At 68.1% G+C, this 9,888-nt stretch carries 15 protein-coding genes; 8 read left to right on the top strand and 7 right to left on the bottom strand.

Annotation, left to right across the window (positions count from 1 at the left end):
- Nucleotides 1-147: 147 nt before the first annotated feature.
- The 3 genes from NBX02_RS09495 to NBX02_RS23025 all read right to left on the bottom strand — a co-directional run bounded on the left by NBX02_RS09495 (nt 148) and on the right by NBX02_RS23025 (nt 2,960).
- Nucleotides 148-1,701 (bottom strand): TIR domain-containing protein, encoded by a 1,554-nt coding sequence (locus NBX02_RS09495; protein ID WP_250290967.1) that lies wholly within the window; start codon nt 1,699-1,701, stop codon nt 148-150.
- Between the two features lie 414 nt (nt 1,702-2,115).
- Nucleotides 2,116-2,538, bottom strand: a complete 423-nt coding sequence (locus NBX02_RS09490; RefSeq protein WP_250285836.1) for a HipA N-terminal domain-containing protein — start codon at nt 2,536-2,538, stop codon at nt 2,116-2,118.
- 17 nt (nt 2,539-2,555) lie between these two features.
- Nucleotides 2,556-2,960, bottom strand: coding sequence for a tyrosine-protein phosphatase (locus NBX02_RS23025; RefSeq protein ID WP_445548340.1), 405 nt, complete (start codon nt 2,958-2,960; stop codon nt 2,556-2,558).
- Nucleotides 2,961-3,002: 42 nt separating this feature from the next.
- Here NBX02_RS23025 and NBX02_RS09485 point away from each other — a divergent pair, with 42 nt between their 5' ends.
- The 7 genes from NBX02_RS09485 to NBX02_RS09455 all read left to right on the top strand — a co-directional run bounded on the left by NBX02_RS09485 (nt 3,003) and on the right by NBX02_RS09455 (nt 7,552).
- Nucleotides 3,003-3,263 (top strand): type II toxin-antitoxin system Phd/YefM family antitoxin, encoded by a 261-nt coding sequence (locus tag NBX02_RS09485; protein ID WP_250285837.1) that lies wholly within the window; start codon nt 3,003-3,005, stop codon nt 3,261-3,263.
- Nucleotides 3,260-3,694, top strand: coding sequence for a type II toxin-antitoxin system VapC family toxin (locus NBX02_RS09480; RefSeq protein WP_250285838.1), 435 nt, complete (start codon nt 3,260-3,262; stop codon nt 3,692-3,694). The genes NBX02_RS09485 and NBX02_RS09480 overlap by 4 nt, the downstream gene beginning before the upstream one ends.
- Nucleotides 3,695-3,986: 292 nt before the next feature.
- A complete protein-coding gene (locus tag NBX02_RS09475) occupies nt 3,987-4,760 on the top strand; it encodes an SDR family oxidoreductase (protein WP_250290965.1) in 774 nt (257 codons plus the stop codon).
- A 358-nt stretch (nt 4,761-5,118) separates the two neighbouring features.
- Nucleotides 5,119-6,261: a TIR domain-containing protein gene (locus NBX02_RS09470; protein ID WP_250290963.1), complete on the top strand. Its 1,143-nt coding sequence runs from the start codon at nt 5,119-5,121 to the stop codon at nt 6,259-6,261.
- Nucleotides 6,262-6,335: 74 nt separating this feature from the next.
- Entirely contained in the window at nt 6,336-6,866 is a 531-nt protein-coding gene (locus NBX02_RS09465; RefSeq protein WP_250285842.1) for a hypothetical protein, read from the top strand.
- Nucleotides 6,867-6,914: 48 nt separating this feature from the next.
- Entirely contained in the window at nt 6,915-7,163 is a 249-nt protein-coding gene (locus NBX02_RS09460) for a hypothetical protein (RefSeq protein ID WP_250285843.1), read from the top strand.
- Nucleotides 7,160-7,552, top strand: a complete 393-nt coding sequence (locus NBX02_RS09455) for a type II toxin-antitoxin system VapC family toxin (protein WP_250285844.1) — start codon at nt 7,160-7,162, stop codon at nt 7,550-7,552. Before NBX02_RS09460 ends, NBX02_RS09455 begins: the two co-directional genes overlap by 4 nt.
- Nucleotides 7,553-7,562: 10 nt before the next feature.
- Here the strand turns inward: NBX02_RS09455 and NBX02_RS09450 are convergent, their stop codons facing one another.
- Entirely contained in the window at nt 7,563-7,835 is a 273-nt protein-coding gene (locus NBX02_RS09450; RefSeq protein WP_250290960.1) for a hypothetical protein, read from the bottom strand.
- 81 nt (nt 7,836-7,916) lie between these two features.
- On the opposite strand from NBX02_RS09450, the gene NBX02_RS09445 reads away from it, so the two are divergent.
- Entirely contained in the window at nt 7,917-8,348 is a 432-nt protein-coding gene (locus NBX02_RS09445) for a toll/interleukin-1 receptor domain-containing protein (protein WP_250290957.1), read from the top strand.
- Between the two features lie 95 nt (nt 8,349-8,443).
- On the opposite strand, the gene NBX02_RS09440 is transcribed toward NBX02_RS09445, so the two are convergent.
- The 3 genes from NBX02_RS09440 to NBX02_RS09430 form a co-directional block, all read right to left on the bottom strand.
- Nucleotides 8,444-8,659 carry a type II toxin-antitoxin system HicA family toxin gene (locus tag NBX02_RS09440; RefSeq protein ID WP_250290955.1) on the bottom strand — a complete coding sequence of 72 codons (216 nt, stop codon included), beginning with the start codon at nt 8,657-8,659 and terminating at the stop codon, nt 8,444-8,446.
- Nucleotides 8,652-8,870, bottom strand: coding sequence for a type II toxin-antitoxin system HicB family antitoxin (locus NBX02_RS09435; RefSeq protein ID WP_250290954.1), 219 nt, complete (start codon nt 8,868-8,870; stop codon nt 8,652-8,654). The genes NBX02_RS09440 and NBX02_RS09435 overlap by 8 nt, the downstream gene beginning before the upstream one ends.
- A gap of 129 nt (nt 8,871-8,999) precedes the next feature.
- Nucleotides 9,000-9,888: DUF2399 domain-containing protein (locus tag NBX02_RS09430; RefSeq protein WP_250290952.1), on the bottom strand; the 889-nt coding region annotated here is incomplete at its 5' end.

Below are 9,888 nucleotides of genomic sequence, written 5' to 3'. Positions count from 1 at the left end.
GGCCGGATCGGACGTGTTCGTCCCGAAGGCGATCTCGACATCACTGCCCGTGGGGAGAGCTATCCGGGCGTCGCGTGGCCGGATCTCCAACACTCCGGCCTAACGGTCACGGTCTGCCCGACCACACTCACCCGGCGCAACAACCATTTACCGGGCATCGGGCAGCTCCCACACAATCACCGTCCAGTCGGCACCGCCGGTAGCAAGCAGGTGGCTGTCCGGTGACCATGCCACCGCCTCCACCGGACCGCGGTGGTCGGTGAGGGTGGCGCGGCGGGTGGGGGCCGCGATGCTGGTCACCTCCCACACGGTCACCGTGCTGTCCACGCTGCCGGCGGCAAGCAGGTGGCCGTCCGGTGACCATGCCACCGCCTCCACCCAGCCGCGGTGGCCGGTGAGGGTGGCGCGACGGGCGGGGCTCGCGGGGTCGGCCATCCCCCACAGCTGTACCGTGCTGTCCGCGCTGCCGCTGGCCAGCAGGCGGCTGTCCGGTGACCATGCCACCGCCCGCACCGGACCGCGGTGGTCGGTGAGGGTGGCGCGGCGTGCCGGAGTCAAGGGGCTGACCACGTCCCAGACGGTCACCGTGCCGTCGCGGTTACCGGTGGCCAGAAGGTGGCCGTCCGGTGACCATGCCACCGCCCGCACCGGGCTGCGGTGGTCGGTGAGGGTGGTACGGCGTGTCGGAGTCAGGGGGTTGGCCACGTCCCAGAAGGTCACCGTACCGTCGCGGTTACCGGTGGCCAGCACATGCCTGTCCGGTGACCACGCCAACGCCTCCACCCAGTCGCGATGGTCAGTGAGGGCGGCGCGGCGGGCAGGGCTCGCGGGGTCCGTCATCTCCCACAGCTGTACCGTGCTGTCCGCGCAGCCGGTGGCAAGCAGGTGGCCGTCCGGTGACCACCCCACCGCCTTCACACTGCCGTGACGGTGGTCGGTGAGGGTGGCGCGACGTGCCGGAGTCGCGGGGTTGGCCACGTCCCATACGGTCACGGTGCTGTCGTCGCTGCCAGCGGCCAGCAGCCGGTCGTTCGGCGACCACATCACCGCGCGGATCCCGGGAGCGCCGAGCGCGCGGGAGAGCTGGCTGCCGTGGTGAAGCACCGCGCGGCGGACCGGTGTCCCACGTACGAGTGGGCCAGGTGCCGGCGGCGGAACGGGCTGTCTCCCTCCCGGCGTCCTCGGCGGGGACGTGAGCACGGTAGTACTGCCGGGCGTATCGGCGAGGCCGGGAAAAACCGGGGCGGCAGGGGGTTTCGCCCGTCCTGCCCGCAGAATCCTCACCTGCTCGAGCAGCCGGGCGGCAGCGGTCGCCGCGGGCACATCGAACAGATCGAACGACACGATCTGCCCCAGTAGCCCCGGCCGGGGGCAGTCCGTGATCCGGATCGGGACCAGCCTGCTGGCGAAGCCCAGTGGATCCGCGGCCTGCGCGGCCTGCCACTCCGCCTGGCCGTAGATCGACGTCAGATAGGCCTCGGACAGCAAAGCTATGGTGCGGTCCGCCTGGCTGACCCCCTGCTGCATCCGCACTGCCCAGTTCGAACCCGGAATGAAGTCCCACGCCTGGATCAGCACCCGTAGCCCGGCGGCCTCCAGCTGCCAGGCCACCCACTCCGCCCAGCCTCGGTCGACACCGGTGTAGGAGATGAAGAAATCCCACCGCGGCGTCGGTTCCTCTTCCTGCTGCCCGCCCGTCACCGGATCGCCGCCGCCCGAATCCCCCTATCACCCATAGCTGCGGAGTATGCCACGCAACGCACCCGTACATCCCACAAGGGCTGGTACATCCACAGGGGCTCGTCCCGCGTGGGGCGGTCGCTGGCGTGGCCAGAACCTCACACTCATCGATCATTGCGTTGGCCGGTGTCACAGGAGTGGCATGCTGGTCGGCGTGCACGGCAGAAGCCACGGCAGGTTCTGGTAGAACCATGAATGCGATAGGGCCCACCCCTGCCCACACAAAGAAGACCTGGATCAAAAACGCCGATCGACGATCGGATGGGAGTACCCCGCCAACCCGGTGAACGACTGCGGCCAGCGGAAGGGATTTAAGAATATCCACTCCGGAAGATGCTCACTGAATACAACGGGACGAGGCGGACGGTCGGTTCGTCAGCCTCGTGCAGGATCGAGAAGTTCTTGGCATGCGCGTCGGCGTTGCCCACGGCCGTGGTGGACGTCGCCCGGCTCCTCGCCCTCGGGTAGCAGCTGGATCGCGCCAGCGCAGTCGCGGCCGAACGCTTTCAGGATCCCGTAGGTGTCGGCTGGGCGTACCCCGGCCATAGCCGCCATCCGTTGCAGCGTCGGCCCCTCAGGCAGGATGTTCTCGAAGAAGTCCAGACCCCGCATGTCCCGAGGGCCGATCACCGCCCCGATGGGTAGCCCGACCGACAGCGCCGGGCTGCCCGCTCCCCACCGCTCCACCGCCTCGGCCGCAGCCACCTGCGTCACCCCGGCGGAGGTTCGGAAGTGCTTGATCGCCGCGCCGAGGTCCCGCGCCGCGACCACCTGGTACTCACCCGGCGGTATCACCACTGACCAATACTACGCCGCTATCCGTAAACAGCGATATCACCGAAGACAGATATCGGCGGGGACGCCGGCGGAACGCAGGCAGACGGGGACGTCGACGGCGGCCAGCGTGGCGAGAACGGCCTCGCGTGTGGACGTCTTCCTCGCCGCGGAGACCTGCCGGATGGCCCGATCTCGTCGTCGTTGCGCAGGTCGATGATCGTACGGATGCCGTGCGAGTACAGCGCGGACCAGCCGGCCGCGCTCAGCCGGCCGAGGCTGCCCGAGCGGACGAGCGCCCCGCGGCGCAACCGGCGGCCGCCCCGGGTGGACAGGCTGCCGGGGCCACGAACGTTGAAACAGCCATCCCGGCCGAGGTCACGGTCAACACCCGCACGGCAACTGCCCGGCAAGACAGTCCCGGCCTGGCGGCATGCCCGCCGCATGACTACTATGACTAGTCTGACCTACTTGACCGGAGGTTCGTCGTGACCGAACCAGCGAGCCAGTGGACGGCCGCGTCCGCCAAGGCACACTTCAGTGAGATGCTCGACCGGGCCGCCTCCGAAGGACCCCAGACGATTACCCGTAACGGGCGCCGGACAGCAGTCGTGGTGTCCATCGAGGAATGGGAACGCAGAACACGCCGCCGCGGCACCCTGGGTGACTTTCTTGCCGCATCACCGCTCGGCGAGGTGGCCGACCTCATCCAGCGCCCACGGGAAACCTCCCCTGGCATCGGCCTGTGAACGTCCTTCTCGACACCAACGTCCTGTCGGAACGGGCGCGGCCACGCCCTGACCCCGCCCTCGTCCGCTGGATCGACGAGCTGGACGAAGACCGTGCGTTCATCAGCGTCCTCTCACTGGCGGAGATCCGCCGGGGGATCGAACGCCTCCCGGCCGGCAACCGGCGGACGCACCTGGCCGCCTGGCTGGACACGGACCTGGTACCCCGTTTCGCGGACCGCATCCTCACCGTCGACATCCCGATAGCCGACGCCTGGGGAATACTCGTGGCGGACGGCGACCGCAACGGCAGACCGGTGCCGGTCATCGACGGGTTCCTCGCCGCGACGGCCACGGTGCACGACCTGGCTCTCGCCACCCGTAACACCCGGGATTTCGCCCACCTGGGAATCCCACTGATCAACCCATGGAACGACAACGAAACCCGGTAACCGGCAAGAAGGGCGGCAGAGGACAAGGAGACGGGCCCATGCATACTGGACGGCGCTGGCAGGATGTCAAAGCCGAGGCGTACCGACGCCGCCCCGAGTTGGCTGACCCCGTACGGCAGGCCCAGGCCCGCGCCGCACTCGACGCATACGTTGCAGGTCACCATCCCCAGGGACTCCGCGGGCGGTCGGCAGGGCCCGGTCCGAGATCGCCCTGATCCTCAGGTGTATCCCAGGCTCGGAGCTCCCGGATCGAGAACGATGGCTCTGACCACTGGCCGGTGAAGGAACGGTGATGGCGGATTTCCTGAACGAGCTCTTCTCACTGCGGCGGCGCACCGCGGTGGTGACCGGCGCGACCTCCGGCATCGGCCGGGGCATCGCGCTCGCGCTCGGCCGGGCCGGCGCTCGGGTCGTAGCCATGGGACGACGCGCCGACGCGTTGGAATCCGTGGTGGACGACCTCCGCGTGGCCGGCGGACTGGCCGAAGGTGTCCGTTGTGACGTAGCCAGCCGCGCGGAACTGAGCAGGGCGGCCGACCTGGCCGCCGAGCCATTCGGGGAACCGGACATACTCGTCGCCTCCGCCGGCGTGAACATCAGGCCGCCCTTCGGCACGCTGACCGACGACGAGTGGGATCTCACGATGGCTGTGAACCTTGACGCGCCGTTCCTCCTCGGTCGCCGCTACGGCCCCCTCATGACCGAGCGGGGATGGGGCCGGATCATCAATCTGGCATCGCAGCAGACGGTCCGGGCGTTCGGCAACAGGGGCGCGTACGGGGTTTCGAAGGCGGCTGTCGCGGCACTGACCCGGTCCCAGGCGGAGGCATGGTCGAGGCACGGGGTGTGCTGCAACGCGATCGCGCCCGGATTCGTCCGCACACCGTTGACCAGGTCCGTCTTCGACGATCCGGAGCGGGCGACGGCAATGGCCGCGCGCACGATGGTGGGGCGCAACGGCGAACTGTCGGACCTGGTCGGCGCCGCGGTCTTCCTGGCCGGGCCGGCCGCCGCTTACATCACCGGCCAGACGATATTCGTGGACGGCGGCTTCTCGTCCACGTAGTCACCACCGTTCTGTTACCACCGCTCCAGGCTCGGCGCCACCGGCCGGAACCCGGCGGTTGCGCCAGGAAACCGGCGACACCCAGCTTCCGTAATTCATGCAGATCATTACAAACCTACTGGTGATCTACCGCGTCAGCTTTCTGATCGTCACGAACAGCGACATGCTGGAGCGGGGCCGCCCCCGACCTCCGCGAGCCTGGTTCTACCCGTCGGAGGACGGGCGCTGGTCATTCGTCTTGGCGTGCTCTGCCTCGTCGTACTCGGGGTGCCGTCATCCGGCCGGCTCCGTGGCCAGATCGTTGAAGAATCCGCACCCTGTAACGATGACGGCTGCGGCGCGTGGCAGGATCCGCCGTATGGGTGGGATGGGGGGTTCCGCTGACCATGATCCTCCGGGGAATGTCCCGGACCGGACGCAGCTGCCGGACTTCTTCATCTCCTATGCCGCGGCGGACGTCGAATGGGCGGAGTGGATCGCCTGGCAACTGGAGGGCGACGGCTACCGAGTGCTGGTCGAGGCATGGGATGTGACGTCTGGCAATAACTGGGTGACATTCATTCAGCAGGGCATGACCAAGGCGGAGCGCACCATCGCGCTGCTCTCGGCGGCCTACCTGGGTTCGGCTTCCAGCCAGCTGCAGTGGCAGGCCGCTGTACTGAAAGATCCACAGGGCGTCACCGGCAAACTCGCTCCCATCCGGATCGAGGAATGTGACCGGCCGGGGCTTCTTGACCCGATCGTTTCCATCGACCTGTTCGACTTAGACGAAAATACCGCTCGAGAAGAACTACTCGGGAAGATCAAGAATCTGCTGGAAGGCCGGGCGAAACCCCCAACGCCACAGCCCTTCCCTCGCGAAAATCCGCCCGCCTTCCCCGGTCCGTCGTCACCGAGGGATGAGCGTGCTCGGCGTCTCGCCGTCGAGAGACGCCAGAAAGAGGACCGCGGATCCGTGCGGCCCAATGCGCGCGGCGTCCTGCTCGACGACTACAGACAGAACCAGGGCCTGCACGCCTTCGAAGGACGCGACAAGACCCTCAGCGCGTTGGCGCGGTGGACGTCGGAACTGGCCGACGATCCGGTCACCCGGATCGTCACCGGTGGCCCGGGCTCCGGGAAGACGTCGGTGCTCGCCCGGTTCGACGCCCTCGCCGATCCTGTCCGCCGCGGCAACCTGGAATCGCCGAGCGCGATCCGTCCGCCGGACGGCTGCGTGGCGCTGTTCATCCAGGCCCGAGGGCGTACAACCACCGAGATCGCCGACGGGATCCTGCACACGGCCGGGCTGCCTCCCTGCGACGTACGGACACTCGGCACAAGGACGCTGCTGGCCGGCCTCGATCAGATCCCGGAAGCGAAGCTGGTCGTCATCGACGCGCTCGACGAGTCCGCGGATCCGGAAGACATGATCCACACTCTGCTCGGGCCGTTACCCACCCGGTCGGTGTGGGAGGCGTGTATCTCGCCGGCCGTCCGGTGGTCGTCATGGCCCATGTGAACGCCGCCACCGTATAGGACCTGAGCACCGGGCAACAGATCGGCGAGTATTTCTGGCCAGCGGAAATCGGAGCGGTGTGGATCGGCCGCATCCGGGGCCGTGCTTGTATCGCGGCCGGCCTCGCCGACGGTGCGGTCACCGTACGGGACGACGGCACTCAGACGTCCGCTGTCCAGGCGACCGGTGCGGAATCCGTGGTCGTCACCCGGGTCTCCGGTGGGCGTCATGTCGTGTGGACGAGCCACCGCTCGGGTGTGATCCGCCGTTGGGACGTATCCACCGGAGGCCAGTTTGGGCCTCCCCTGCCGGTCTCGTCGTCCGCCCCCGCGCTCGCGACCGCCGAACTGCACGGCCGGCCCGTCGTGGTGAGCGCCGGCTACCACCACGGCGGGCAGTGCTGGGACGCCGAGACGGCCGAACCCGTCGGTGCGCCCTTCGCCAAGGACATGGGACGGACCGATCTCGCCACTGGCCGTCTGGGTGAGATGACGGTGGCCGTGACCGGCCACAAGATAAAGATCATCTGCTGGGATCCCACGACTGCTTCTCAGGCGGGCAGCAGCATAAGCGGCTTCCTGGATTCCACACCGAGCGATGCGCCGTGAAGCCGATGCGGGCTTCGGCCGGACACATCAAGCGCTGCTGGAGCGCATATGCGCTACCATGATACCATGGCGACGATCCAGGTCAGGAACATCCCCGACCAGGTGTACCTGACGTACAAACAGCGCGCCCTGCACGCTCGACAGTCCCTGCAGGAGTACCTGCTGGCCAAGCTGGTCCACGACGCCCAACAGCCCGCCATCGAGGAGATCCTGGACAGTGCGCGGGCCAACGCGGTGGAGTCTGTGACCACCGAGGACATCCTCGCCGAACTGGACCGCGGACGGTCCGCACGTTGATCGTTGTCGACGCCGGCGTCCTCGTCAAAGTCCTTGTCGAAAAGAGCCCCTCAGCCGATGCGGCACGCGAGCGGCTGAGGGGCGAAATCCTCAGCGCGCCGAGCCTGATCGATGCGGAAGTTCTCTCCGTCCTGCGCGGGCTGGCACTCGGCGGCAAACTCCCCGAGCATCGAGCCTCCGCCGCCCTGTCGCTGCTCGCCGGGATGCCCCTTCAGCGCACGCCGCTGCCCGCGCACCTTGCGCGGGCATGGCAGCTACGCGCCAACTACAGCGCGTACGACGCGTTCTACGTCGCCCTCGCGGAGCTGCTGGAATGCACACTGATCACCAGTGATGCCCGCCTCTCCCGTGGCACCGGCGCCACCTGCTCCATCGAGGTCTTCCGGTAACCACCTGGGATCATCCCGCTGTCAGTCCGACCATCGGCCGGCGAAGGAACGATGACGGCAAGTTATTATTCGCCGAATCCGCCGCGGTCAGTTCGGCGGGCGAGGTGACATGCCGGCGCGCGACGGCCACCAGCCAGCCGGGCAGCGCGGCACGGATCGCGTGCACCACCCGCCAGCCGGGCCCGAGCAGGATCCGCTCCCGCGGCGGCAGAGCGTCCAGCGACACGTTGCGCACGCAGGAGTAGCAATCCTCCCGAACACCCGCTGCACGTGTGACCGTCACGATTGTCGTATCTTATCAGCAGGTTCGTCGGTTCTGCGAAGATCAGGAGATGCGGTGCCAGCATATGACTACGATTTCTTCGTGAGTTACACCGGCGCGGACCAGGAATGGGCCGAGTGGATCTCGTGGGCGCTGGAGGAGGCCGGCTACCGGGTCCTCGTCCAGGCGTGGGACTTTGTGGAAGGGAAGAACTGGGTGAACGAAATACAGAAAGGGGTGACCAGGGCAGCCCGGGTGCTTGCGGTACTCTCCCCCGACTACCTGGAGAACTCGAAGTTCGGTACCGCCGAATGGCAGGCGTTCTGGCGGGGGGATCCGGACGGTGAGAAGCGCAGGGTCCTGCCGGTCCGGGTGAAGCACTGCGCTCCGGATGGCCTCCTAGGCGGCATCGTCTACATCGACCTCGTCGGCCTTGCGAAAGAGGAAGCCGAGAAGATCCTGATCGACCGCGTCAAGGCTTCGCTGGACGGCCGTGCGCGGCCGACCAGCCCACCCCGCTTCCCAGGCCGATAGCCCCCAAGGCCGTCCGGACGACGTTGTATGAGAGCCAGGCCGAGCTTCTTCTCTTCGGACGCGGACACACAGCACCCGAAGGACGGCAGCGGCGGCTACACCAGAAAGTCGGTGACGCTCAGGCCGGACTGGCTGACGATGGACCGGAAGGTACCAATACGCATGTTCTTGCGGCCCATGGGAACGATCACGGTTCGACCAGGTGATCCGTCGTACCGGTACTTGCGGTGGAAGCCCCGCTGACCGACGGGCCGGAAACCGTGCTTTTCGAGAATTTTGCAGATGTCGTCAGAGGAGGGCGTGCTAGGCAACTTGCAGTGTTACCTTTGCTACCTTTGCCTGGTCGACGAGATGCGCTTCAACGGCATCGCCATCCTCGAAGTACAGCTCCAGGGCCTCCCGAATGTTGGCGATGGCCTCCTGCTCGGTGTCGCCGTCACTGGCTACTTCGACTTCAAGACACCGCGCGACAAAACCGTCTTCCTCACGGTAGACGACTACCGTGAGCTGCTGCTCCGCCATCGTCCGAGATGCTCCTTACCCAGATCTGATTCGCACCACTTCCGATTACTGGGTGTAACTCTAGCAGGACGAGGGACGTTCATCAATTCGCCGGATCGATATGACGCCGCTGTCGCGGCGTGGGGTGCGTCAGCCGGCCAGGTCGGCGATCAGGTCGGGCAGGACGAGTTCCTCGTCCACGCGGACGCCGTGGTGCTGCAGGGCCGGGCGCAGCTCGGCGTCCCAGGACGCCTCGACCGGACGGCGGCCGGCGAGTTCGCCGCCGGTGACGCGGGCCAGCGTCGCCCGGTAGGCCTGGGTGTCGAAACGCCACGGCCGCCACGGGACACGCTCCAGCAGGCCGTTGCCGATGCGGATCCCGCCCCAGTCGAAGTCGCCGTGGTAGGCGAAGCGGGCGCCCTCGGCTGCGAGCAGGTCGAGCAGGCGGAGCACCGCGGCCGACGGCTGCCCGTTGACGCACACCATCGGCGGACAGTCACGCCCCAGCGCGTCGGCGGCGCTGGCGAGCACGATCGGGTTCTCGCACATCCACACCGTCCGCTCGCCGACACCGAACTCGGCCCACTCCCGCCCGGGCCGATCACCCTGCCCAGGACGATCGGCCTGAGCGGCCTGGCCGGCCTGGCCGGGTTGGACGGGAGGACCAGGCCGGCCGTTCTGTTCGGGCCGGCCGTTCTGTTCGGGCTGGTCGAGCCGGTCGGGCTGGTCGAGCTGGTCGAGCCGGTCGGGCTGGCTGAGCTGGCGCAGGGTCAGGACGCACGGCTCGCCGGCCTCCCGGGCCAGGGCCAGGATGCGGCCGGTGGTGGTGGCCGCTCCCCCGGGCAGGCCCAGGCACAGCACCGTGGAGGACAGCTCGTCACGGTGGACGCCGACCGCGGCCCACACGGCGCGGCGTTCGGCGGCGGAACCGTCCCCGGCGGGCGGCGCCCCCCGCAGCACCCTGGCCGCCGCGAGGCAGAGCGTCGCCAGCGGCCGGGTGTCGTCGAGGGCGTGCGCGTCCCCAGTGGCCGTCGCGGCC

The sequence above is a fragment of the Protofrankia sp. CiP1_Cm_nod1 genome (genome assembly GCF_920888515.1).
Lineage (GTDB): Bacteria > Actinomycetota > Actinomycetes > Frankiales > Frankiaceae > Protofrankia.
The sequence above is the reverse complement of the archived record's forward strand: the minus strand, read 5'-3'. Positions and strand labels throughout refer to the sequence as shown.

Bases quoted from the DNA above. Each gene is read 5' to 3' on its own strand.
- NBX02_RS09435 (WP_250290954.1), bottom strand. From the start codon at position 8,870: ATGGCGGAGCAGCAGCTCACGGTAGTCGTCTACCGTGAGGAAGACGGT.
- NBX02_RS09475 (WP_250290965.1), top strand. From the start codon at position 3,987: ATGGCGGATTTCCTGAACGAGCTCTTCTCACTGCGGCGGCGCACCGCG.
- NBX02_RS09460 (WP_250285843.1), top strand. From the start codon at position 6,915: ATGCGCTACCATGATACCATGGCGACGATCCAGGTCAGGAACATCCCC.
- NBX02_RS23025 (WP_445548340.1), bottom strand. From the start codon at position 2,960: ATGCGGCGGGCATGCCGCCAGGCCGGGACTGTCTTGCCGGGCAGTTGC.
- NBX02_RS09470 (WP_250290963.1), top strand. From the start codon at position 5,119: ATGGGTGGGATGGGGGGTTCCGCTGACCATGATCCTCCGGGGAATGTC.